Genomic DNA, 23,734 nt, shown 5'->3' with positions numbered 1-23,734 from the left:
TGCCCGGGTGATGATGCTGCATAATCTGCAGTGGATATGCGTGGCCGGTGCTGGGAAATCTGTATGACGCTATTCGCGTCATGAGCTTTTAGAAAGGTTATTAGCCGATGGATTTCCGTACCTTCGTCCGGATACTCGGCGCGCACTGGAAGCTCGCGATCACCGCGCTGCTGGCCTGCACGATCGGCGCCGCGTTCGTTACGGCGTTGCAGACGAAGCATTACCAGTCTTCGGCCACGGTCCTCATCTCGTTCTCGGGTGCGACCGATTTGAATGAGCTATACAGCGGCACGGAGGCTGCACAAGAACGGTTGTCGTCGTATGCCCAAATCGCGGGCGGACACATCGTGGCCGAGCGCGCAATACGCCAGCTCCAGCTTCCGACCAGCGCCGACGATCTGCTGAGTCAAACCCAAGTGAAATACACTCCGAAATCCGTGCTCTTCACGATCAGCGTCAAAGACACCGATCCGGCGCGCGCCGCCGCGCTGGCGGGTGCGATGGCCAATCAGTTCAGCGCGATCCTTCCCACGCTCAGTCCGGCTGCGGGTGCGACCGGTGCCGGCCAAGCGGTGACCGCTGGACCGCGGACCGAGGGTGTTGAGACAGCCCCGCCGTCGGGACAGCCCCCGGACGTGCCGGTCTCTGCGCAGTCCACGGGCAAGCCGATACCGGCGGCCCGGGCGACAGTGGTCGAGCCGCCCCGCGTACCGAGAGTTCCGGTTTCGCCGGTGCCGATGCGAAACATGGCGATCGGGTTCATCGCCGGGTTGCTCCTTGCTATCGCGGTCGCGCTGACCCGCGAGGCCGGTGATCGCACCATCCGCACCCGCGAGAAGCTCGAAGGCGTCTCGGGGCTGCCGACTTTAGCGGAGCTGCCCGGAAAGCGGGGCAGCGTTCCGCGGTTCGGCACCGACACCGCATCCGACGATGCCGTGCGCGGCCTGCGCACCCGGTTGCTCAGGGCGATAGGGCCGGACGGCCGCCGGGTGCTGGTGACCGGGCCGTTCGGCGGCGAAGGCGCGACAACGACAGCGATGAACCTTGCGCTCGCCCTCGCCGAAATGGGTGAAGACACACTGCTTGTCGAAGGCGACAGCCGCCGACATGTGCTCGCCGGATTGCTGAGGGTCGAATCAGGCGAGGGGCTGGGCAACGCGTTGGCCAATCCCGACATCGCCAGCGAAGCCGTGAAGCCGACGCCGATCTCAAGGCTGTTCATTCTGGCGTCCAGGTCCGCGCGCCGCGAAAGTTTGCCTGCCAGCGCCTATTTGCCGGAAGTGATCGACCGAGTCTTCCAAGAGCTGTCGTCACGCTTTGATCGGATCGTCGTCGACGGCCCGCCGGTCCTCGCCACGGCTGATGCCGGCCTGTTGGCCGGCGCCGTCAATGCGACGGTGGTAGTGGTGCGGGCGCGGCGTACCACCGCCGACGAACTCAAGGACGCGCTGACCGCCCTGCGCTCGGCGGGGGCGCACGTTGTCGGCACCGTACTCATCGACGCGCGGCAGTCGTTGCACATCAGGGCGGCCGACCGCGCCTACCGGTCAAAGGCCAGCGGGTCGGCGTGAACCTGTACCTGCGGGCTCGTCATCGCCTGGCAGTGGACGGAACTCTGCTCGCGATCTTCGTCTTCGGGTGCTTCGTGTTCGGCGTGCTCTCGGTGCGCCGAACCACCGAGGGGGTGCTGCTGACTGCCGCGTTGTTCTGCGTGGTCGTGTACTGGGTGAAGCCCGAAGGGATGGTGGCGGTCACGCTGTTCGGGGCCTTCGCGGCGCTGCCAGAGGGATTGCACGTCGGAAAAGTCTTTGGCCCCGTGACGATCTACGCGTATCACGTGGCTGCGTTGCTTGCCATCTGCTATCTGATCCCATCCGTGCGACCGCGACCGTACGATTTCGTGTTGCCGGGGCTTTTGGTGCTCACGGTGGCGTGGTCGACCATCACCGGATTCGAAACGGGACACGCTGCCCTCGTGGTGATGCGTGAATCGTCCACCATGATCGAGATGGCCATCGGTTTCGTGTTGGCACTACTTGTCGTCTACGGCGGCCACGTCAAATTCTCGATCCGGGTGATGATCGCGATCCTGTGGTTTTCGGCGGGTATGGCGATTGTCAGCTCGCTGTTTGCCATCCGGCTGGCCGGCCGGTCGGAAAGTCTGGAAGGGACCACGGGCGCCGGCCAGGCCGTTCGAATCATCCTGTCCACGCAGACGCCGGCCACCGCCATTTTGTCCGCGCTGGTCGCCGCCCCGATCGTCGGGCGCGTCAGGCCCGCAATGTATCTCGCGTTGGGCCCACCGGCGCTGAGCATTTCGCTGTTGTCCTTCTCCCGCAACACGCTGATCTCGATGGGGGTGGCGGCCGGCGTAGCTCTAGTCGGGAGCTTGAGCTGGGTAGCGGTGCGGCGCACGGTCGCGGCGGCCGCGGTCGGCGTGGCCGTGATCGCCGCGACGGTGCCGGGATCGCTGTTTTTGTTGCAACGCTCGAAGACCGGGGCATGGCTCAGCGATCAGTACGCCGCCTTCAATCAGCGCGTGCTGGGCGGGGTGACGTCAAGCGCACTGGCGGTGGATGATTCGGCGCTGGAACGACTGCGCGAAATCAACCTGCTCAAGGAGACCATCGCTGCCGCCCCGGTGTTCGGCCACGGGCTCGGCTACGTGTATCAACCGCCTACCGGGGACGACGAGTTCCATCTCTACCTGTATCCCGCCTATTCCCACAACTTCTACCTCTGGTGGTTGGCCAAGGCCGGGGCCTTGGGCATGGCGGTGTTCGCGCTATTCGCGCTCACGCCGGTCATATTGGCGCTGCGATGTGCGCCGGGACCGGCGAAAATCAGCGCGGCGGTCGCCGCCGGTCTCCTGGCGATATCTGCCGTGTGGCCGTTGCCGGAGATGCCGATGGACGCACTGGGATTGGGCCTGGCGTTGGGTGCCGCAATGGGTTTCGCCGGCCTGCGGCGCAGGAGCGGTGATCAGAGCCCGGCCGTCGTCGACCCCGCGTCGACTCCTACGCCCGGGCCGACCGCTCATGCCGATGCCGGCACCGCTACGTCCAGCTGATCGCGCTCGTGCTGACCGTCTTCTTGCCCACGCCCATCTGGAACTTGCGGGTGTGCGACTTCGCAGCGGATCGAACATGATCGCGGTAACACACGTGGGGCCCGACATGTACAGCGTCGGCGGGACTCAGTCCGTGATCCGGACCATCCGCGACAACGGGATTGGCGCCGACGATATCCGCGTCCTTTCGACATGGGCAGGCCCGCACCAGCACCTGAAGAGCCTTATTCTCACGGCGCGCGCGGGCCTTGTTCTGGCGGGGCGCGCTCGCACGAGCATCGCTCACTTCCATATGTCCAATGGCGGAGCGTGGTTGCGGGAAGGTTCGTTGATCCGGCTGGCCAGAGCGCGCGGCCTCCGAGTGATCGTCACCCTGCACGGCTCCGACTTTCCCGAGTTCGCCCGAGCGCATCCCCGCTTTGTGGTTTCCACGTTGAAGCACGCGGACCACGTGGTCGTCCTGTCAGAGGAAGCGCGTGTGGTCGTTGCCGAAGTGGCGCCCACGGTGGCGGTGACCGTCGTGGCCAACCCGATCGCGATCGATCGAGATGCTCCCGGCGCCGGCTCGACGCCGCCGGTGGCGCTTTTCGCGGGCACCATCGGTCGGCGCAAAGGTGTCGACCGGCTCGTTGCGGCCTGGCAATTACTTCTCGCCGAGGGCATCGAAGGGCGTTGTCGCATAGTCGGTCCCATCGACGACTACGTTCCGCCCCGCATAGAACGGCTGACCGTCGAAGACCCGGTACATCCCGATAACGTGCGCGAGCTGCTCCGGTCGGTACGCGTGGTTGTGCTCCCGTCCTTTGCCGAGGGCATGCCGATGATCCTGACCGAGGCCCTCGCCGGTGCGCGACCGTTTGTGGCGACTCCTGTCGGCGGCACCGCCCAGATTGCACCCGACCCGAGCATGCTCGTTCCGGTCGGCGACGTGCCCGCATTGGCGGCAGCGATCGGGCGGTACCTGCGCGACCCCGAGCTGGCTGAGCGTGACGGGCGGCGCGGGCAGGAGCACGTCGCCGCCACCCGGAGCCCCGGGGTCATCGATGCGCAACTGCGCCAGATCTACGAGGGCTGTGGCATTGCGGCGAGTTGAGCTCCAGGGACCGCAATTGACGGTCAGTGCAATCGGTTTCGGATGCGGCTCCTTGATGCAGTCGCCCTCCCGGAAAGAGCGGATGGCCGTGCTGGCCGCCGCATTGGCCGGTGGCATCACCCATTTCGACACCGCGCGGATGTACGGCCTGGGTAGGGCAGAGGCAGAGTTGGGGGTGTTCCTGCGCTCGGTCGAGCGTGAGACCGTGACGATCGCTACCAAGTTCGGCCTCGATGTGGGCGGCGCGGCGCGCCGCCTGGCTCGATTCCAAGGCCCGGCACGAGCTTTGCTCCGGAAAACGCCCACGCTCCGCCGCACCGTGAAGCGGCGCCACGCACCGTCGCTGACCGCCCGCTGGTACGACGCGGCCATCGCGGCGCGCAGCCTCGACCAGAGCCTCGCGGCGCTCGGTGTCGACTATGTCGACATCTTGTTCGTCCACGCCCCGCGGCCCGGCGACATGGTGGCCTTCGACGAACTCCGCGAATTCTTCGAACGCGCCCGCCGGCAGGGCAAGATTCGCGCCTGGGGCGTCTCGCAGGATGAGGGGCTCGACGTGGATTTTGCTCGGACCTTCGCGCCCCAAGGGGTAAGTCAGCTTCGCAGCGATCTCCTCAATCCGGCACCGCGGTCCGCCGACCTGGCCTTCGGCGTACTGAGCGGGCCGTACCGAAAACTTGCGGGAGCGCTGCAGACCGACCGGGCTTTGGCCGGACGCTGGCGCGAGGCCCTGCAGACCGATCCGCTTGCTCCCGGCGCGCTTTCCACGCTGATCCTCGGATCATCCGCCGCCGCAACGGGTTGCCCAGCGATCCTTTACAGCAGCACCAGGCCGCAACGGGTCACCGCGGCGGCGTCGGCCGTCTCGTCGCCGCCGGACGCGGAGACCGTCTCCCGGTTCCTCGCTCTTGTCAAGGAGTTTCGAGAGGGAGCTGCCGCGTGATCCGCGGCGTGGCGGACTTCGCGCCCGACATGACGATCGAGACCGACGTGGCGATCGTCGGGGCCGGCCCGATCGGCATCGCGACAGCGCTCGAGCTGGCGGCGACGGGCGTGCAGGTGGCGCTGATCGAAAGTGGTCTTGAGCGCGTGGACAGGGCGGCGCAGGAGTTGTCGACGTTCGATTCTCGCCAGGATGACTATTTCCACTCCCGCAGTGAGCTCACCGTCCGCCGGCAGGTCGGAGGAACCTCGGCACTCTGGGGCGGGCGCTGTGTCAAGTTCGATCCCATCGATTTCGAGGCTCGACCCATCACCGCGCAGGCGCCGTGGCCCATCGGGCATGACGACGTCGAGCCGTATCTCCAACGGGCCTGCGACTGGGCGGCCTGCGGCCGGGCGGCATTCAACGCGCGCGATATCCCCGAAATCGCGCACCGAGACATGATCGGTGGACTGCCCGACGAGAAGGTGCGCACCACCGACCTGGAGCGTTGGGCCCTGCCAACGCGTTTCGGTCGCGAATACCGCACGGCATTGCGGGACACTTCCGGTCTCACGCTGTGGACCGGTCTCACCTGCACCGAAATCGTGACGGCGCAGGCCGGTGACTGCGTCGATCACCTCGTGGTCAAGACGCTTGACGGCCGGCGGGGGAGAGTCGTCGCGGCGGACTACATCATCGCAACCGGTGGTTTGGAGGCCACCCGGCTGCTGCTGGCGTCGGACCGCCATCATCCCGGAGGGCTGGGAAATGCGGGCGGGCACCTGGGTCGGTGGTACATGGCTCACGTCGAGAGTCGGGTGGCGCGCGTGCAATTCACCACCGACGAAGTCCGCTACGCGTACGAACGGGACAACGACGGTGTGTACGTTCGCCGGCGTTTCACCTTCGATCCGCAGCTGCTGCGCGAATGCGGAATGCCGAACGCCGCAGTCTGGTTGGTGAATCCGCCGATCAGCGACCCGAGCCACGGGAGCGGGATTCTGTCTGGCGTCTTTCTGACCCTCATCTCGCCAGTAGGCCGATTCCTACTCGCCGGGGCCATTCGTGAGGCGCACACCAAGACGGACGGGTCGCCGCGAATCGTCGCGCACCTGCGCAACATTGTGCTAGACCTGATCCCCTCGATCGGGTTCGCGATTGCGTTCTGCTACGCCCGGTTTCTTCGCAAGGGCAGGAAGGCGCCGGGATTTTTCATCAAGAGCGCCGACAACCGCTACCTGCTCCAGTACCACGGTGAGCATCTTCCGCACTGGGAAAGTCGCGTCGAGCTGACTGACGAGCGGGATGCTCTGGGCATGAGGCGGATTCGCACCCACATGCACTTCTCCGAGGCCGATTACCAGAGCGTGCGCAAGGCCATCGTCGCGATCGACGAGCACCTGCGTCGCCACGGTGTGGGCTACGTGGAGTGGCTGACCGACGACGTCGAGGCCTCGGTGCGTGCGTTCATGGCGCAACGGACCGGCTTCCATCAGGCGGGAACCACCAGGATGTCGACCTCGCCGCGGGACGGCGTCGTGGATCCGCAGCTGCAGGTGCACGGGGTCCGCGGGCTGCACGTCGCGAGCACGTCGGTGCTACCGACGTCTAGTCAGGCCAACCCGACGCTCGTCGGGATCGCGTTAGGGGTACGGCTTGCCCGGCGCCTTGCGAACGCTCGAAAGGCAAGTGGCCCTCCCGAATTCGGGACCCACGCGAACAGGCACTGACCGGGCATGGCGCACGCCTGGCGCAGGAATCACGTCGCCGTTTGCCACAAGTCGTCGATGAGGGACTTCGTCTGCTGGATGTTGGCGCGGCTGGACGCGCCGAACACGATCGACTGGATCTGCGGTTGGCGGCAGACGTACTCGATCGCCTCGCGCGGCGGGATCGCGCCCGAGGCGAGGACGGACATCGCGATCAGTCGGCACTGGCGTTCGCGGATGGTTTTCTCGTAAAGCTCGACGCCCCCGCACATCCGGAAGCCGATCTTATTGAAATTGGCGCAGACGATCGGGTTTTCGATGCCTTGCCTATCGAGCGCATCGAGGAGCCTGGGCAGGTTCATCGTGATGAAGCCCGGCTCGGCGGTGTATTTGAGCCTGACGTGGTCGGAGAACAGCCGGAAGGCCTCGTCCATGCCGAGCCCGAGCAGCAGGTCGGTGACCACGTTCTGGATGAAGATGATGGGCGTCGACATTCCGGTGAACATCTTCATCTCGGCATCGACCAACAGCTGCATCAAGGGCTCGACGTCCTTGCTTGCGATCGCGACGCCGCCCTTGACCATCGATTTGACGGCCCCGTTGTCGGGCAAGAACTTTCGGAGCGCCTCGACGATTCCGAACTCGGTCACGGCATTGGCGTATTTGTGCGCGTACGGCATGCACGGGTAGAAGACGTAGTCGGGGTATTCGGTACGGTTGGCGCGGAAGTGATCACAGATTTCACCAACGCGGTCATGGGTGGTGCAGACGAACGTGCGGATGCCTTCCCGATAGGCGTCGTCCAGCGTCGCGAGCACAGCGGGGAGATGCTGGAAGCGTATCGCCTGTGCCCGTGCCTTGTCCTCGGACATGTGATTGACGCCGAAGAACTGGTTGTCACCGAAAAGCACACGGTCCATGGTCACGACGCCTTCGAGGTTGCGAGTCTTTTGATGCGCGCGAGGATCTCACGCCGGAATGCGCCGCGCGGGGATCCGTTCACCGCCCCCTGCGGCGGAACGGAGACCGTGCTGCCCGTGCCGCCGGTGATCATGTCGACCACTCGATCGACGTCGAGCGCAGAGCGAAACGTGTTCTCGCCGTCCATCCGGTTTTGCTTCACGCTGTCCGCGAAGTAGTCGATCTGCGCCGAATACTCCTCGCCGCGAAGGTAATACCAAACCCCCTCGGTCAGGTCGGTCGTGTATCGGATGGTCCAGCCCTTGGCGAGCTCGGGGAGCTGGGGGTGTGCCTCACGAAGGTAGATCTGGCACTCCTGGCGGTCGGCGGTGATGCGGCCGTTGGTTCCCCACACCGAAACCTTCGTCGACATCTTGCGGAAGCTTTCGTCGCTCCAGTTCACGCACAGCTGTCCGGTCGCGCCGTCGGAATAACGCATGGTGCAGTAGACCTCGTCGTCGACGTCGCGCGAGAAAACGCTGTGGCGCACGACCCCGTCGACCGAATGCGGCACGCCGGCCACGAAGTTCATCAGATCGATGGCGTGGCAAGCGTAGTCGTAAAGGGCGCCGCCACCCTCGGCCTTCACGCCGCGCCAGGTGCTTCCCTTCTCCCGGAGCACCACCGGGCCGTACGCTTCGGCGCGCACGTGGTGGATGCGCCCCAGTGCGCCGGAAGCAACGATCCGCGCCGCCTCCTGGAAAGAACCGATGAAGCGGCAGTGATAGCCGACCTGGGTAACGAGCCGACGCCTCTCCGCCAGGGCCACCAGGCGCTCGCCGTCCTTCACATCGAGCACGAACGGCTTCTCGCAGAAGACGTGTGCCCCAGCCGTCAGCGCCTTCTCGACAATCGGTGCATGCAGCCTCGACGGGACGGCGACCACAACCGCGTCGGCGTTGGTGGCCGCCAGCATCCGATCGAAGTCGTCGTAGCAGTTCAGGCCGGTGTATTTGGACAGGACATCGCGCACATAGCCGGCCGAATCACAGATACCCACCACGTCGAGGTCCGGGTGCGTCCGCAGGATCGCAAGATGCGACAGGCCCATTTTTCCGAGGCCGACCAGGGCCGTTCGAATCATTGTGTGCGCCTTTCACGCTTCGTTCGAGTCCCGCGGCGACGTGTGCGGCGAACGTGTCGAGCCACAGGGGCAGGAGGGATTCGGAGTTGCTGAGATGTCGGCGCCCGGTGCGCGGACGCAGCACGGCCGCCGCGCAGTCGATTGCTGCGCCGACGCCTATCAAGACATACGGGCATCCCTGTCCTCGTACGCAGTGAGATCGCCTGCATTAGGGGCGCTCAACGCAACGGTGATGACGTTAGCATCGGTGGGTTGTTGATTTCGGCGATCTCGTCGATCTCGTTGCCGTCGCCCTGGGGGCGGCAAGTTTCGTTGGTATCTGCCAGAACGCAATTGAGGCGAGGCCGGGTTCATTACCATTGAGCTGCCGCCGCGCCCCGCGCTCCGAGGGCGGGAGCGAAAGCTGTTGTCGTGCGGCCGAGTTTGGTCGCGAGCGCCTGAGATGAGGGAGGACATGGGCCGCCTGCTCCTCATTGCGTCCTCCGGCGGGCATATCTACGAAATGTTTTGCCTGCGGGAGTTCTGGCAGGACAAGGATCGGTTTTGGGTGAGTTTTCCAACCGCCGACGCCCGGTACCTGCTGCGCGACGAGAAGGAGATTCACTGGGCGGCGCACCCCACCGTGCGTAATGTCCCCAACCTACTGCGCAATCTGGTGCTGGCGCTGCGGCTGCTGATCCGCCACCGGCCCGCGATGATACTGACCACCGGATCGGGTGTGGCCGCCCCCTTCCTCTGGCTGGCCTGGCTGCTGCGGATTCCCACCGTCTTCGTGGAGTCGATCACCCGCATCACCGAGCTGTCCCTCACCGCCCGGATGGTAAAGCCTTTCGCCTCCCGGTTTCTGGTGCAATGGCCCGAATTGGTCGACCGCATTCCCCGCACGGAATATCACGGGAGGATCGTGTGATCTTCGTGATCATGGGGATGGAGGTGCATCCGTTCGACCGGCTGGCGCGCGCGGTCGACGAGCTGGCCCGGGCCGGCACGGCGGGGGAGGACTTTTTCGTGCAGCTCGGCACTTGCGGCTACGAGCCGCGGCACGCCCGGTTCGAGCGCTTCCTGTCCTTCGGGGACGTTTGTGAACAGATACGGTCCGCGTCGGTGGCCATCACCCACGCCGGCGCCGGATCGGCCTTGCTGTGCATCGAGCAGGGCAAGCATCCGGTGATGGTGCCCCGTCGCTCGCGGCTCGGCGAGCACGTCGACGAGCACCAGCTGCCGTTCGCCGAGAAGCTGGAGGCTGGCGGCCTGGCCACCGTGGTCCGGGAGACGGAGGAGCTTCCGGCGGCGATCGCGGCGACGCGGTCTCGGGTGGCACCGCCCGATGCGCTGGGACGGGCCCGCGAGCTGACCGGATGGCTGGAGACGTTCTGGCGTGGGCTGGCCTGAGCGTTTCCGGTCAGCGCCGACCGGCCGTCACTTGTGCGATGACCTCCAGCAAGCGGTCCGCGACCAGGTCGACGGAGCATCGCTGCGCGTAGTGGCGCGCGGCCTCGGCTCCTTGCGCCGCCGCGACATTCGGGTCGGCCAGGGCGTCGAACGCGGCGGCGAGCCCGGCAACGTCGTCGATACCGACGGGGGGACAACCCGGCGGCTGGTACTCGGGTAGCGCGCCGGCGGTGGACACGATCGGCATGACGCCCAATTGCATGGAGAGCACCTGCACGCCGCTTTGTGAAGCACGCCGATAGTGGGCGATCGAACCTTTCGCGGCGGCCAGCGCCGGGATGACATCGGCGTAGCGGAAGCTGCCGTTGCGCCAGCGCGTGTGCTTGGGCAGGGCGGTCGCATCCAGTGACCCGCCGCCGATGAGCACCAGGTTGTCTCCGCGCCAGCCGCCCCCGAGCACATGTCGCTGCCAGGCCTCCAGCACCACCTCGGCGTTCTTGTACGGGTTGAGGCGGCCGAACATCACGAAATCACGGCGTCCTTCAGGACCCACGAACGGTGGGAGCCGCTCCAGGTCGAGGTCGCTGGCCAGTGGGACGACATGCACTGGCGTTCCGGCTATGTCGCGGCGCGCGGTGACGGCGGCCGCGACGTAGTCGCTGTAGGTGACGGTGGCCGCCGAACGGGCGCCCCAGCGGTCGAAGACCGCACGTTCGTAGGCCGGCGTCAGTTCGTCGGGATCGTGTGGCCGATCGTCGTGCACCACCTGGATGCGGGGGACTCGTCCGGCCAGCGCGATCCAGCGGGGATCTCGGACCAGTTCGGCTATCACGACGTCGGGCCGGTATTCGCGGATGCGGCGCCAGGCCTTGCACGTCGGGAGCCACGTTGCGGCGGTGCGGAATCGCGGGTCGAGCACCAATTCGTAATCGCGTGCGGCATCGGACTCCGGGTGCTGGTCGGAGGTCACCAGCAGCACGTCGGCGCCGTGGCGCAGCAGGGCTTCGGCCTGCACGCGTACCGCGGGTCGTGTCCACGGCGAAAGCCAAAGTACCCGGGGCGAATTCACAGCACGGCCCCGATCGCATCGAGGTAGGCATCGGCCATTGCCTCGACCGTGTAGTGCTTGCGCATGCGCTCGTAGCCACGTCGTCCCATCGACGGCAGCGCACCCGGGTCCGCCAGGATTCGGGACAGCTGTTCTCGCCAGCCCGAGACCGACACGGGCTCGACCAGGAATCCGGCCCTGCCGAAATCCAGCATCTCCGGGACAGCGCAAACCGCCGACGCCGCAACCGGTATGGCTCGCGACATCGCCTCGAGAATCACCACCGGGAAGGCCTCGGAGCGGCTCGGCACGCACAGCAGATCCGCATCGGCCAGTGCCGGTCCGGGCCCCGCCGACCATCCGCGCCACTGGACGCGCTCGCCCAGGCCGGCGGGCGTCGCTGCCTGCAGTCTTTCCCGATCGGGTCCGTCACCGAAAATCGATAACCGCCAAGGTATCCCGTCGAGCTCGCTCAGCGCCTCGATCAGCAGATGGGGGTTCTTGTGCTCGACGATGCGTGAGAGCATCACCAGGTGCAGCGGCTCGGCGGCATTCCGATGCCGAGGGCTCGGCTCGCCGATGTCGGCGACGCCGTTGGGTGCGATGAATCGCCTTCCCCGGAGCCGATGCTGTGCGATCAACATATCCCAATGTCTTTGTGCCAATACGATAAAGCCGTCAGCACGCCGCATCGCCGCGGTCAATGGCCGCGAGTAGATGGGCCGGCCCTCCTCTGGCGGGACGTGCGGCGCAACCAGCCAGCGCCGGTTTCGACCGGCCGCGCGCCACAAACTGCCGAATCCGACCTCAGTGTTGGTGTCGCCGGTGACAACCACCGCCGGGCCCTTGGTGATGTCGACGATCGGCGCCCACCAGGGCTGGCGCACGACGCGCACGGCATCCGGGATCTCCGAAATCAGCGGGCCGAGCCGCTGAACGCAGACGATGGTGACCGGGAAGCCGCGGCGGACTAATTCCGTTGCCAGCAAGGCCTTTTGCCGCTCGGCGCCACCGTAGACCAGGCGGTTGGTGGTGATCACGATCGTCGGCAGGTTCGAGCGTCGGCTTCGTGCGGCCCTGCGTGCGTCGCGCTGTGGCCGTCGCAACCGGTCGAGCAGGGTGGTGGCGGCCAGATACGTGTCGGCAAGGTGCACACCTTTTTGATGCTCGAGCAGCAGCGCGGTGCCGGCCCGCTGCAAGTCCCGATCGCGCCGCGCGTCGCCCTCATCGGGCGGCGCCGGGGCGCGTTCGGCGCCGAGTTCGTCGGCCAGCAGCACGCTCCAGCCCGCCGCGCGGGCCCGGGCCTGCCAGTCGGCGGCCTCGCCGTAGCCGAAGAATTCTTCGTCGAAGCCGCCGATGGCGTTCCAGGCCGCGCGGTTGATCGCCAGGCAGTCGGTGCTCAAAACCGTTGTCGGGCACCGGGTTGCGATGCCACGTGGTGTCCGACCGGGTGCGGTATGGTCACGCACCAGCGGCGCGACCGCAGCGACCTGGGGCTGGCGAAGCAACTCCAGGGTGCGGGTGAGCGGACCGAGCAGGCGGGCATCGGGATCGAGCACCAGCAGGTCTGCGTCGACGGGCGCGTGGTCCACCAGCGCGTTGCACGCCGCGGCGAAGCCGATGGTGCCTGGCCCCGATACCCATTGCACCGCAGGGTGTTTCGCGATCAGTTCGGCGTGCTCGGGATCAGCGCCGCCGGAGTTGTCGTAGACGTAGACCGGCTGCGCGGGCAACTGCTCGGCGACGCTGCGCAGGCAGCGCTCCAGCGACTCGTCGCCGCGACGGTTCACGATCAGCACCGCCGTAGAGCGCGTAGTGGGCAAACTGGTCGGGTCGCCGATCGGGCGCTTCAGATACGCCCGATCCGATGTGCGCTTCACGCCGCCAGCTGTTTCGCGCGCAGGGAGGTCAAGCTCGACCAGCCGATCGGGCCGACGATCGCGCTGGTGGCCAGATAGGAAGCGGCGGCGGCGATCAGAACCACAATGACATGGTGCCCCGAAAGCAGCAGCGTCACAGCCACACTCGCCGCCGTGGGGATCAGCAATCGCAGCACGAACATCACCGGCGTACGGTAGCCGCAGTGACGGCGCAACCACCAGGTGCTGACCACCATGTTGAACAACTCCGTGCACACCAGCGCGACGCCCGGACCGACCGCGCCGTACCGCCCGGCGAGGCTGAGATTGAGTGCGACGTTGAGCACCAGGGTGGCCATGGTCAACCAGAACAAGATCCGCTGATGATGACTGGCCACCAATCCTTGGCCGAGCGTGCCGCCGACGAATCGCAGGGCCGCCGCGACGAACAGCAACGCCAGCGTCGGCGTGCCGCGAGCGACGAACTCGCTGTCGCCGAAGAACGCGATCAGTGGTCCCGACAGCAGCGCGCCCACCACCGCGACCGGCACCGCCACGAAGCACATCAGCTCGACGCTGCGACGCAGAAAGGCCGCGAACGCGGCGACGTCACGCGAAAACAGCTCGGTGGCTGTCGATAGCGTCGACTTGTGAAAGATCAACGAGACCACAATGGTGTTGAACGCGATCGTGAACGCCAGCCCGTACACCCCGACTTCGGAATGCGTGCTCAGCAAGGACAGGATCACGCCGTCGGCGCGGCAGTACAGCAGACCGACCACCAGAAAACCGATCAGCGGCAGGCTTTCCCGTAACAGGTCGGCCGCCTCCCGCGGTGCGAAGATCGGGCGCACCGAGATGTGCCGCGTCGCCGCGGCGCCCTGGATCAGCAGCTGCACGGCAGGCGGGATCAGCTGCGCGACGGCGAACCAGATGACGTCCGACCGCATTGCAACCAGGCAGGCGACCATGGCCAGGGTCCCCGTTCGGGCGGCGACGTCGGAGATGGCCACCGCCGAGAACCGGACGGTGGCCAGGAATACCGGTTCGAAGCGCGTCACCACGGTCTGCATCAGCAGCGCTCCCGAGAGCACGACGAGCATCACTCGCACCTCGGGGTCGTGATAGATGACCAACCCGGAGACGGCGGCCAGCACTGCCAGCGGGACGCAATAGATCAGGGCCAGGCCGCTGTTGATGCGCACCAGGCGCTCCAGATCGCCGCGGCCGGAGGTCACCCGGCGCACGATCACCGTGGCGATGCCGAGATCGGCCAGGCTGGTCCACATGGCGATGAAGAGAACGGCGATGGAGAGCTGGCCGTAGCGTCCCGGTCCCAGATAGCGAGCGGTCATGGCTACCGAGACCACCGAGGCGAGCATGCCGAGAGCCCGGCAGATCAACTGGATCGAGAACGCGTGAGCCATCCGCGTGAGCGGCACCGACGGCACCATCGCATCGGGTGCCGTCGGCTCGGTCATGGCACGCGAGCCTAGTAGGCCCCGTGGCTCGTGAGAACCGCTTTCACCGTCTTGGCGATAATCACCAGATCACCTGACATCGACCAGTTGTCGACGTAGGACTGATCCAGCCGCACCGACTCTTCCCAGGAAAGGTCCGAACGGCCGCTCACTTGCCACAATCCGCTGACTCCGGGCTTGACCAGCAACCGCCGCCTCACGTCGCTTTCGTACTTGTCGACCTCGCGTTGCAACGGAGGCCGCGGTCCCACGACGCTCATGTCTCCCTTGAGCACATTGATGAATTGGGGCAGCTCGTCAATGCTGTACCGGCGCAGAACCTTGCCGACCGGCGTGATCCGGGGGTCGTCGCGCATCTTGAACAGCATGCCGCCGGTGCTCTCGTTCAGCGACAGCAGTTGCTCGAGCTGGGTGTCCGCTCCGTCGGTCATGGTGCGGAACTTCAGCATCGTGAACGGTTTTCCGTCGACGCCGATCCGCTCGGAGGGGTAGAAGACGGGTCCCTTGCTGGTCAGCTTGATGGCGATGGCAGCGGCGATGAGAAGCGGTGCGGTGGCGACCAGCGCCGCCAGCGAGAACACGAAGTCGAAGGCCTGCTTCTGAAAGCGGTGCGCCCCTTCGTATTGCGGCTTGTCGACATGCAGCAGGGGCAGCCCCGCGGTGAGGCGCAGCGTCAAGCGCGCCGCGGTCACGTCCATCACGCCGGGAGACACCACCAGGTCGACGTCCATGGTCTCGAGCTGCCACATCAGCTCCCTGATCCCGTGCATCCCAAAGTGATCCGTCTGCGTCAGTGCCACCGTGTCCGCGCCGCAGCTGGCGATCGCGGTAGCCGCGTGGGTCTGGTCGCCCAGGATCGGGATCTCCCGCCCGGCGATCGTCAGCGTGTTGCCGCGGTCCGGACCGTACCCGGGGATGCAGACACCGACCACGACGCAGCCGGCCAGCGGGTTGCGCGCCAGTTCGTGCGCGAGGTGGGTCACCGCCTGGCGGTCTCCGATCGCCAAAACCCTGGTCTGGCAATGGCCCTCGGCGCGCTTGCGGTTGACGTGCTTGCGCCACCCGCTGCGGCTTCCCAGCAGCGCCAGCGTCCCGACGGGAAGCGCGATGGCCAGATAGCCGCGGGCCAAATCGACCTTCGCGAGCAGCGTGACCATCGCGATGATTCCGAACGTCCAGAAGGATGCCGTGCCGATCCGCCGGTACTCCTCGATCCCCGACCCGATGATCCGGCTCGAGCGCGTCTGGAATACCGCGAGGGCCGACAGCCACAGCGCCGCGAAGAGGAAGGAGAACAGCGTCATCATCGGGTCTGTGTAGCCCGAGGTGTTCGCGATCTCCCCGAACCGGACGTACTGAGCAAGCAGCACCGACGCGCAGACGATCACCGAGTCGCTGATTCGCAAATGCTGCGAATATTGATCCTGCCAGCGCCGTAACACGTTGCCACCGGCCGAGGGTGCCGGACCCGCGGTTACCGGAGAACCGTTGGTGTCGCCACGATGCAACGCGGTCATGCCGGCGGGCCAGGGCTTCAGCGGTCGCCGGCTGGGCAGGATGTCCACGGTGTTGCGAATCATTACCGACTGATGCATGTTGCCACCTGCTCCACTGGAACCAATCTGGGTTTGCGTGAGGGCCAGCTCGCGTCCTGCTCGGAGATGACCGTGACCGGAATCGGCCACGAGATGCCGAATTCGGGGTCGTCCCAGCGGATCCCCTGCTCGTCGGTCATCGCGTAGTCCCCGCTGACCTGGTAGCTGACTTCGGTGTCGTCGATCTGTGTCTGGAAGCCGTGCGCAACGTAGGGCGGCAAGTACAGCGTCCGGTGGTCGTCGGCGCTCAATTCGACCATCACGTGGTCGCCATAGGTCAGCGAGTCGGGACGGACATCGACCGCAACGGCGGCGATGGCTCCGCGGGTGCAGCGGACGAGCTTGGCCTCGGCGTGTGGCGGCACCTGACGGTACAGACCGCGCACGGTGCCCCGGGTGTAGTTGAAGACGATATTGGTCTGCGTGACATCGAAATTCAGCCCGTGATCGGTGAAGTCCCTGGCGCAGAACGTCCGTGATGAGAACCCGCGATGGTCGCGGTGAAGTTCGAGATCGATGATTGTCACCCCGGCGACCTTGGTGGGCGTGTACTTCACTTACCGCTCCTTCTCCTGTACCGGGCCTGGAAAACCTTTGCGCTCATGCGTTGGCTTACGCGTATCCGGCAGCCGGCGGGCGAGTCATCACGGTCGGGATAACGCCGTAGCGGGGGCCGAGCGATTTGCCCGACGCGGCGGCAAGGCGCGGCAGCGAACCCATGACGCTCGGCGGCACATTCGCGCCCGCGAGGTTGATGGCGGGCAACGCGGAAACGGCGCTGTTGGCGGCGGGGATGACGCTCGTCCAGCTCGCCGGCACGGCCAGCGGCCCCAGCGAGGCGGCGCTGCCGAGGCTGCCGAACACGCCCGACCCGAGCGATCCGAGTGCACCCGCACCCGAACTGGCCGCGCTCGCGACGCCGGACGCCGCGGTTCCCGCCGCGGCCATGGCACCGCTGCTGGCGGCATTCGCCAGCCCCTGCGCGGTCTGGGCCATGCCGAGGATGGAGGACATCCCATACAGCGGGGTCGCCGCCGCCGAGAAAGCGCTGGGAATGGCGCCCGGTATGCCCGACGCGAGGCCCGTCATGATCGACGACGTGCCCGCGTCGGTGGCCGTGTTCCCGACGGTGCCGAGGGTGGTGCCGACGTCGCTGCCGGTGTCGGTCAGGAGGGAGACGCTGGACTTCATCGGCGAGGAAAGCTGGTGCAGCGTGGTGGGGACCTTGGACACCACCTGGGCGAGGTTCGCTTGCTCGCTTTGCGCGGTGACCCGCCCAACCGTCGCGGCCTGCTCGGCCATCCCGCTCTCGTTGGTCACCTTCGGCGCCGGGTTGAACTGGGTCACCGAGCACGCGGCCGCCGAGCCCGCGGCGTACTCATACATGGCCGCGGCGTCCTGCGCCCACATCTCGCCGTACTCCGCCTCGGTGGCTGCGATCGCCGCCGCGTTCTGACCGAAGAAGTTGGTCGCGACCAGCATTGCGAGCTGCGCCCGGTTGGCGGCGACCGCCGGTGGGGGGACGGTCATCGCGAAGGCGGCTTCGTAGACCTCCACGGCGAACCTGGCCTGACCGGCCGATTCCGCGGCCCGCGCGGCGGCGCCGGCCGTCCAGGCCATGTACGGCGCGAACGCGGAGGCCATCGCCAGCGACGACGGACCCATCCACCGCTGGGTGGTCAGCCCCGCGATGACGGTGCGGTAGCAACTCGATGCGGCATGCAGTTCGGCTGCCAAGCCGTCCCAGGCCACCGCGGCGGCGATCAGCGACACCGGGCCGGGGCCCGTGTACATCCGGATGGAGTTGATCTCTGGCGGAAGCGCTCCGAAATCGATCATTTCAGACCGTGGCCGTCAGGCGGGCCGAGGCGGTGGTGGCGGCGGAGGGGGTGCAGACGATCGGGGATGCGTCGATAAACCGCAGGTCAGCTGCGGTCTCGGGGTCGCGTGAGACCTGTGACCAGCTGTTCGCCCTGACGAACGACATGTGCTTCCCCTTATGCGGTGCAGACGGTCGAGACGATCTTTAGGCTGTTTCCAAACTGACGATCTGACAATAGCGTACAAAACATACCAATGGTTTGACAAGAACGTGTGATCCAGACCTCAGGTATTTACGCGCGCGTCAACCAGGACAGCCGTATGACTGCTAACCTCAGGAGTGGACTGGATATCTTTGAGCGACGCGGGGTGCGTGTTCGCTCCAAAACCCTGAAGAACCGAGGTAGTTGTGCCCTGCTTGAGCAAGGCGTTTGTCGACGTGGTGGCGGGTGACGCTGCCCGCGACGTCAGCCTCGGCCTGGACTTTTGCGTCAAAACTCGCGCTGCGGGGAATCCGAGTTCTCGATTGCGATGACGACCCACTCGACTGATGGACGAGCCGATGCGACCCGGCAGCAGATACTGCGGGCCGCGTCTCATCAGTTCGCCCGACGCCCGTACCACGACGTCGGCCTCGACGACATCCTCGCCGAGGCCGAATTGACCAAGGGCGCGATGTACTTCCACTTCAAGTCGAAGCACGCGCTGGCGGTCGCGATCATCGACGGCCAGACCGAATCCGGCGCCGAAGCCGTGCAAGAGCTGCTGTCGCGCGGTCTCTCGGGCCTCGAGACGCTGATCGACTTCTCCTATCTGATAGCCATCAAGGACATCAAGACCGATGTCGTCAGGTCGGGGCTGAACCTGATGGAATCGGTCGGCCTGGCCGACGGGCTGCAGGAGAAGTTGTTCGATCAATGGATCAAAGCGCTGGCCAGGGTCGCCGAGCAGGCCAAGGCCGAGGGCGACATCAATGACCAGTGCGACCCACAGGACATCGGCCGCTTGATGGTCTCGCTGCACATGGGCCTGCGGAAGACCAGCAATCTGGACGAACCGGAACGATTCCTGCGCGACCTGGAGCAGTGCTGGTCCCTTCTCCTGACCGGCGTCCTGCAGCCGGACCGCACCGAATACTTTCGCCAATTCCTCAGGCGGCGTGCGGCGCTCGCCATCAACACCAGTTCCGCGGATGTCGACTAGCGTCGGCAACACCGGGTGGTTGTCGCGCAGGGGGCTCGCCGTGGCGGCGGCTGATACTGTGGGCCGTCTTGCGAGCAAGGTGAAACCCGATGAGCGATCTGCGCATCCGATGAGACTCCGGAGGTGCGTGCACAATGGCGCGCCAAGTCCGCTCTGAAGCCACTCGCCGAAAAATCCTCGATTCCGCGATCGAAGTGTTCGGTGACGTCGGGTATGCCGCCGCTGGATGGAGCACCATCATCGAGCGCACGGGAATGACCAAGGGCGCTCTTTATCACCACTTCGATTCGAAAGAATCGTTGGCGGCAAACATCATCGAGGAAGGCTCGGACACACTTCTGAGCGCTTTCCGCAATGTGTGCGGGGCGTCGTCGCCGGGGCTGGAGAACCTGCTGCACGGCACATTCACGATTGTCGAGGTGTTGAGCTCGGACAGAATGGCCCGCGCGGCCGCGCAATTGGCCACGGCGTTAAGCGGATTCAACGGGGCGGCGTCGCGCTTCTTCGCGAACCTGATGTTGGAGACGGCGCAAGAGGCACGCCGCGCAATCAAGGAGGGCGACCTCCGCAGCGAAATCGACCCCGACGTGCTCAGCGCGTCGATCATCGGCACCATCTTCGGGGCCCGGTTGGTGGCCAATGCCATATCCAGCCACGGCAGAATCGGCGACATCACCGGCGACCCCACCGCGCGCCTGCATCAGATATGGAACCTGCTGCTGCCCGGCGTTGTCTCGGAAGCGTCGCTGCCCTACTTCGAGCAATTCCTGCGCCGCGAAGGAATGCGTCACGCGGCGGCCAGGGCTGCCCGCGAAGAGGCCGCGGCGCAATCGGAAACCGAATAGCACCCGAAAGTCGGCGTGGCCGATCTCGAAGAGGTGGCGCCAGATACCTTTTCGCGGCCGCCACGGCGACGATTCCGTTATTGGGGTTGAAGCGCATTCAACAATGCATACTGTTCCGGTGATCTACCGGAAATCTCTCGGCCGAGCAATTGCACTGGCCGGCGTTGTCGGACTCCTGCTGATGAGTGCTCCGGCATCATGGGGTGCGCCGGCCGACCCGGCCCCATCGACGGATTCGACGACGACCTTCTCACTGCTTGACGTCGGCTCCGCCCCGACCCTGGAATTCTGGGGGCTGACGAGCAGCCAGCAGCTGACCGTGCCGGTGCTACATGGCCTGACCCCCGCCGCTCTGAATACGACGGTCGAACTGCCGATCAATCTGCGGTCGGGGATGATCACCGTGACGCAGGGCGATCGCACGCTTGCCAGGCTGAACCTGCCCACCGCCGATCAGACACAGATCGCCATCCCGTTGGCCGGTGCGGAAGTGAACGACAACTGGCTGACGGTGACGGTGCATGCATACCTTGTTCCGCTGGACGGATTCTGCTTGTACCAGGAAAGTCCGCTGCGTCTGACCAATGGAACGGTCACCTACACCGGCACCGAACTGCCGCCCACCACGGTGTCGCATTTCTTGCCGCCGGTGCTGCGGAAGCTGAGCATCTACCTGCCGCAATCGCCGTCGACGGCCGAGTCCGACACGGCAATTCGGCTCGCAACCTCCGCCGCCGCGCACTACGGCAAGCAGGCCCCCGACATCACGGTGATCCCGTTGCCAGAAGGGCAGAACTCGCCGCCGGCCCCGCCGCAGTCGCTGGAACGCCAGGTCGTCGTGAAAGAGGGCCCGGACAACGGGCTTTCGCTGCAAGGTTCCTCCGGCGTGCCGTGGCTGTTGATTTCGGGCCCACTGAACCGCACCGACGAGTCGGACACCGCCGTGTTGTTCAGCGACCTGTCGGATCTGGCGCTGTCGTCCAAGGCAGCGCTGGATTCACCCAAGCCCAAAGTGCAACTACCCGGCAATACGGCCTCGCTGCGCGAGCTCGGGCAGCCCTTCGCCAACTCGACCTCTTTGCAGCCGCGGGTATCGATCGGAGTGGACCAGACCAGATTCGGTAGATCCATTCACTCGGTGCGGGTGCATCTGCAGGGGTCATACACTCCGACGTCGAACAACGGCGTCGGCCAGATCGCAGTAACGATCGGCCCGGAGACCATCGACCACTGGCCGACCGACGGTCATGGCACCATCGACCACTGGGTCGACGTGCCGGACCGGCTGCTGCAGCGCTACACCAACCTTGAGTTGGTGCTCGATGTGGCGAGCAATGTCGGACACTGCGGCGACTTCTACACCGCCGGGCCCGGAAACCAGCTCCTCACGCTGAACGTCAACGGCGACAGCACCGTTGAGAGCAGTCCCGCCGCGCCGCCGGTGCCGGACGGCTTCCAATCGGTGCCACAAACCCTGATGCCCCACGTCCAGGTGGGCATCGCCGAGCACTCGTTCATCGACACCGTGCGCGCGCTCGACATCATGATCGGCCTGCAGCGAATCAGCTCGATCCCGATCGACACCACCGTCACCAGCGTCAAACAGGCGATCGATTCCTCGGATCCCGCGCTACTGATTTCCGCCGACGGGTGGAACCAATCCGACGTGGTGCTCCCGGTGGCCGCGGGACCCAGCGGCCCGATCACGGTCAGCGCTGTAGGGCCCGGAGACAAGCCGGCCAAGCTCACGCTGGACCCCGTGCTGCGGTTCGCCTCTCTTCAAACGGTTTTCAACCGCGGCCGGTCACTGCTGGTCGCGACGTCCAACGGAGCGCCCGGACAGCTCGACGAGCTGATCAGGTGGCTCAACAGCGACAACAACAAGCATTGGCAGCGACTCAAAGGTGTTGCGGTGGTATCGGTGCCCGGGCAAGACCCGGTGACCGTCGACCATCCGCCGCTGGCCGCCGGCGCGTCCGCCGCGGGATCCGGCAGTCATTCCGACCTCGACTGGCTGTGGTGGTTCGGCGCCGGCTGGGTCGCCGTGGCCATCGTCGGCGCCGGGGTGATCCTGTGGCGCGTGAGACGCGAATCATGGCGGCGCCAATAGGGTTTGACGCTTGATGGCACGGGTCAGGAGCGCGTTGATGCGCCCGGCCGTCAAGAACATCGCGGCCGGATTACTGTGCGCCGCCGGGGTTCCGGCGCTGGCGCGGCGACGGCACCGCGATGTGCTCGCCATCGTCATGTTCCACGGCGTGGAGGACCACCCGCTGTCGCCGCCGTGCTGGCATGTCAACGGGGCAGAGCTGTATCGCCGCCAATTACGCTACGTCCGTGAGCATTTCAACGTCCTGCCGCTCGAGGAGGCCCTCGCATGCCTTGCCGCCGGGACGCTGCCGCCGCGCGCGCTGGCGATCACGTTCGACGACGGCACCCGAAACCTCGCGACACACGCGCTGCCGGTGCTGCGCGAGCTGAACCTGCCCGCGGCGGTGTTCCTCGCGACGGGCCCGATCGGTACCGGCGCAACCTTGTGGCCCGACCGGCTGTGGCTCGCGATCGCCCGCAGCAGTGCCATCGAAGTTGATTTGGCCGCACTGGGATTGGGGACGCGCTCGCTCGACGGCAGCGCCAAACGTGGCGCCGTCTACGTCGCCGCCGTAGAGGGGTTGAAGAACCTTGCCGACGCGGAACGCATCGAGGTGCTGGACGAGGTCCTGGCCGCACTCGGATACCGCGACGACGGCGACCCCGGTCCGTTCCGGATGCTCAGCTGGGACGAAGCGCGGGGGATGGCCGCCGATCCTCTGGTGACGCTGTATCCGCACACGGTCACCCACCCCATCCTCGCGCGGTGCGCCGACGACAAGGTGGAGCAGGAGATCGCCGACTCCTGCGCGGCGCTGGAACGTGAGACCGGGCTGGCGCCAACAATTTTCGCCTACCCGAACGGCCGGCCGCAGGATTTCGATGCCCGAGCCATGGACGCGCTGCGCCGCCGTGGGGTGCGCTGGGCGCTGTCCACCGCGCCGGGCTTCGCCGATCGCCGCTGCGACCCGCTGGCATTGCCACGGTTGGCGGTGGGTGGCAATTCCTCGTTCGACTACTTCCGGCTCATGGTCTCCGGCGGCCTGCCCCGCCGGCGCGCGACGGCCGTTGCCTCGCGCCACTGACTGGGACGCTAGCGCGCTTCTTCCCAGAGCTGTTCGGTCAGATCCTGGAACGCCGCGAGGGCAAACTGATCGTCGGCCCGCCGCACGGCGGACTTGCTCATCATCGCGCGCACCACCGAGCCGTCCTTGTGCGCGAGTTCGACGACCATGTTCGCCAGAGCGTGGACAGTCGCCAACAGCGAATCCGACGCCGGGGCCTGATGGAAGATCTGTTCGAACCGCAGCGACAGGGCCTCGTCCGGCTCGTAGCCCATCATGTCGGCAAATGCGGTGTTGGCGAACAAGATACTGCCGTCATCGCCGATGGCCAGCACCGGAACCGGGATCCGCTCCAGCACCACCAGTGCGGGCAGCTCCTTCAGGGTCGTCATCGGCGATTGGCTCTGTTGCCTGTTCTGGCGTCGTTCCACACCGAAGATTATGGTCCATGCGAGAAGTTATGTTGGACGCTTTTGTCCAAAGCGGCGCAGAAG

General features: G+C 66.1%; 21 protein-coding genes. 11 read left to right on the top strand and 10 right to left on the bottom strand.

All coding sequences use genetic code 11. The features are described 5' to 3' along the window. Positions 1-107 precede the first annotated feature (107 nt). From A5732_RS19685 to A5732_RS19665, 5 genes are all read left to right on the top strand, one after another. Positions 108-1,571: a polysaccharide biosynthesis tyrosine autokinase gene (locus tag A5732_RS19685; RefSeq protein WP_076103078.1), complete on the top strand. Its 1,464-nt coding sequence runs from the start codon at positions 108-110 to the stop codon at positions 1,569-1,571. After that, positions 1,568-3,070 carry an O-antigen ligase family protein gene (locus tag A5732_RS19680; RefSeq protein WP_076051212.1) on the top strand — a complete coding sequence of 501 codons (1,503 nt, stop codon included), beginning with the start codon at positions 1,568-1,570 and terminating at the stop codon, positions 3,068-3,070. The genes A5732_RS19685 and A5732_RS19680 overlap by 4 nt, the downstream gene beginning before the upstream one ends. A 76-nt stretch (positions 3,071-3,146) precedes the next feature. Continuing rightward, entirely contained in the window at positions 3,147-4,163 is a 1,017-nt protein-coding gene (locus A5732_RS19675; protein WP_076051211.1) for a glycosyltransferase family 4 protein, read from the top strand. 16 nt (positions 4,164-4,179) lie between these two features. Continuing rightward, positions 4,180-5,106: an aldo/keto reductase gene (locus tag A5732_RS19670; RefSeq protein WP_076051329.1), complete on the top strand. Its 927-nt coding sequence runs from the start codon at positions 4,180-4,182 to the stop codon at positions 5,104-5,106. Next, complete coding sequence (locus tag A5732_RS19665; protein ID WP_076103077.1) at positions 5,103-6,818, top strand: GMC oxidoreductase; 1,716 nt, start codon at positions 5,103-5,105, stop codon at positions 6,816-6,818. The genes A5732_RS19670 and A5732_RS19665 overlap by 4 nt, the downstream gene beginning before the upstream one ends. A 29-nt stretch (positions 6,819-6,847) precedes the next feature. Here the strand turns inward: A5732_RS19665 and A5732_RS19660 are convergent, their stop codons facing one another. Both A5732_RS19660 and A5732_RS19655 read right to left on the bottom strand, forming a co-directional pair. Next, positions 6,848-7,723: a hypothetical protein gene (locus A5732_RS19660; protein ID WP_076051209.1), complete on the bottom strand. Its 876-nt coding sequence runs from the start codon at positions 7,721-7,723 to the stop codon at positions 6,848-6,850. Beyond that, positions 7,720-8,841, bottom strand: a complete 1,122-nt coding sequence (locus A5732_RS19655; protein ID WP_076051208.1) for a Gfo/Idh/MocA family protein — start codon at positions 8,839-8,841, stop codon at positions 7,720-7,722. Before A5732_RS19655 ends, A5732_RS19660 begins: the two co-directional genes overlap by 4 nt. A gap of 454 nt (positions 8,842-9,295) precedes the next feature. Here A5732_RS19655 and A5732_RS19650 point away from each other — a divergent pair, with 454 nt between their 5' ends. Together A5732_RS19650 and A5732_RS19645 are read left to right on the top strand one after the other, a co-directional pair. Beyond that, the gene (locus A5732_RS19650) at positions 9,296-9,751 is read left to right on the top strand and encodes a polysaccharide biosynthesis protein (RefSeq protein WP_064953270.1); all 456 of its coding nucleotides are present in this window, start codon (positions 9,296-9,298) and stop codon (positions 9,749-9,751) included. Beyond that, the gene (locus A5732_RS19645) at positions 9,748-10,233 is read left to right on the top strand and encodes a glycosyltransferase (RefSeq protein WP_076051207.1); all 486 of its coding nucleotides are present in this window, start codon (positions 9,748-9,750) and stop codon (positions 10,231-10,233) included. The genes A5732_RS19650 and A5732_RS19645 overlap by 4 nt, the downstream gene beginning before the upstream one ends. 10 nt (positions 10,234-10,243) lie before the next feature. On the opposite strand, the gene A5732_RS19640 is transcribed toward A5732_RS19645, so the two are convergent. The 7 genes from A5732_RS19640 to A5732_RS27375 are packed head-to-tail and all read right to left on the bottom strand — an operon-like array spanning position 10,244 to position 18,203. Further along, positions 10,244-11,302, bottom strand: a complete 1,059-nt coding sequence (locus A5732_RS19640; protein WP_076103076.1) for a glycosyltransferase — start codon at positions 11,300-11,302, stop codon at positions 10,244-10,246. Beyond that, entirely contained in the window at positions 11,299-13,161 is a 1,863-nt protein-coding gene (locus A5732_RS19635; protein WP_076103075.1) for a glycosyltransferase, read from the bottom strand. Before A5732_RS19635 ends, A5732_RS19640 begins: the two co-directional genes overlap by 4 nt. Beyond that, entirely contained in the window at positions 13,158-14,621 is a 1,464-nt protein-coding gene (locus A5732_RS19630; protein WP_076103074.1) for an oligosaccharide flippase family protein, read from the bottom strand. The genes A5732_RS19635 and A5732_RS19630 overlap by 4 nt, the downstream gene beginning before the upstream one ends. Positions 14,622-14,632: 11 nt before the next feature. After that, the gene (locus A5732_RS19625; protein ID WP_076103073.1) at positions 14,633-16,216 is read right to left on the bottom strand and encodes a sugar transferase; all 1,584 of its coding nucleotides are present in this window, start codon (positions 16,214-16,216) and stop codon (positions 14,633-14,635) included. Continuing rightward, the gene (locus A5732_RS19620; protein WP_076051202.1) at positions 16,201-16,773 is read right to left on the bottom strand and encodes a dTDP-4-dehydrorhamnose 3,5-epimerase family protein; all 573 of its coding nucleotides are present in this window, start codon (positions 16,771-16,773) and stop codon (positions 16,201-16,203) included. Before A5732_RS19620 ends, A5732_RS19625 begins: the two co-directional genes overlap by 16 nt. A 55-nt stretch (positions 16,774-16,828) precedes the next feature. Further along, a complete protein-coding gene (locus tag A5732_RS19615; RefSeq protein ID WP_076103072.1) occupies positions 16,829-18,055 on the bottom strand; it encodes a PPE family protein in 1,227 nt (408 codons plus the stop codon). 1 nt (position 18,056) lies between these two features. Then, positions 18,057-18,203: a hypothetical protein gene (locus A5732_RS27375; protein ID WP_171975055.1), complete on the bottom strand. Its 147-nt coding sequence runs from the start codon at positions 18,201-18,203 to the stop codon at positions 18,057-18,059. A 365-nt stretch (positions 18,204-18,568) separates the two neighbouring features. On the opposite strand from A5732_RS27375, the gene A5732_RS19610 reads away from it, so the two are divergent. The 4 genes from A5732_RS19610 to A5732_RS19595 all read left to right on the top strand — a co-directional run bounded on the left by A5732_RS19610 (position 18,569) and on the right by A5732_RS19595 (position 23,261). Continuing rightward, on the top strand, positions 18,569-19,240 hold the full coding sequence (locus tag A5732_RS19610) for a TetR/AcrR family transcriptional regulator (RefSeq protein ID WP_076051200.1): 672 nt from the start codon (positions 18,569-18,571) through the stop codon (positions 19,238-19,240). A 134-nt stretch (positions 19,241-19,374) separates the two neighbouring features. Continuing rightward, positions 19,375-20,085, top strand: a complete 711-nt coding sequence (locus A5732_RS19605; RefSeq protein WP_065051043.1) for a TetR/AcrR family transcriptional regulator — start codon at positions 19,375-19,377, stop codon at positions 20,083-20,085. 103 nt (positions 20,086-20,188) lie between these two features. Next, positions 20,189-22,195: a hypothetical protein gene (locus A5732_RS19600; protein ID WP_076103071.1), complete on the top strand. Its 2,007-nt coding sequence runs from the start codon at positions 20,189-20,191 to the stop codon at positions 22,193-22,195. Between the two features lie 13 nt (positions 22,196-22,208). Further along, positions 22,209-23,261, top strand: coding sequence for a polysaccharide deacetylase family protein (locus A5732_RS19595; RefSeq protein ID WP_076103070.1), 1,053 nt, complete (start codon positions 22,209-22,211; stop codon positions 23,259-23,261). An 8-nt stretch (positions 23,262-23,269) separates the two neighbouring features. Here the strand turns inward: A5732_RS19595 and A5732_RS19590 are convergent, their stop codons facing one another. Beyond that, positions 23,270-23,632 (bottom strand): PAS domain S-box protein, encoded by a 363-nt coding sequence (locus A5732_RS19590; RefSeq protein ID WP_081389457.1) that lies wholly within the window; start codon positions 23,630-23,632, stop codon positions 23,270-23,272. Between the last annotated feature and the right edge of the window lie 102 nt (positions 23,633-23,734).

Source organism: Mycobacterium colombiense, assembly GCF_001953985.1.
GTDB classification, from domain to species: Bacteria; Actinomycetota; Actinomycetes; order Mycobacteriales; family Mycobacteriaceae; genus Mycobacterium; species Mycobacterium colombiense_B.
This window is presented reverse-complemented; position numbering and strand designations above follow the sequence as displayed.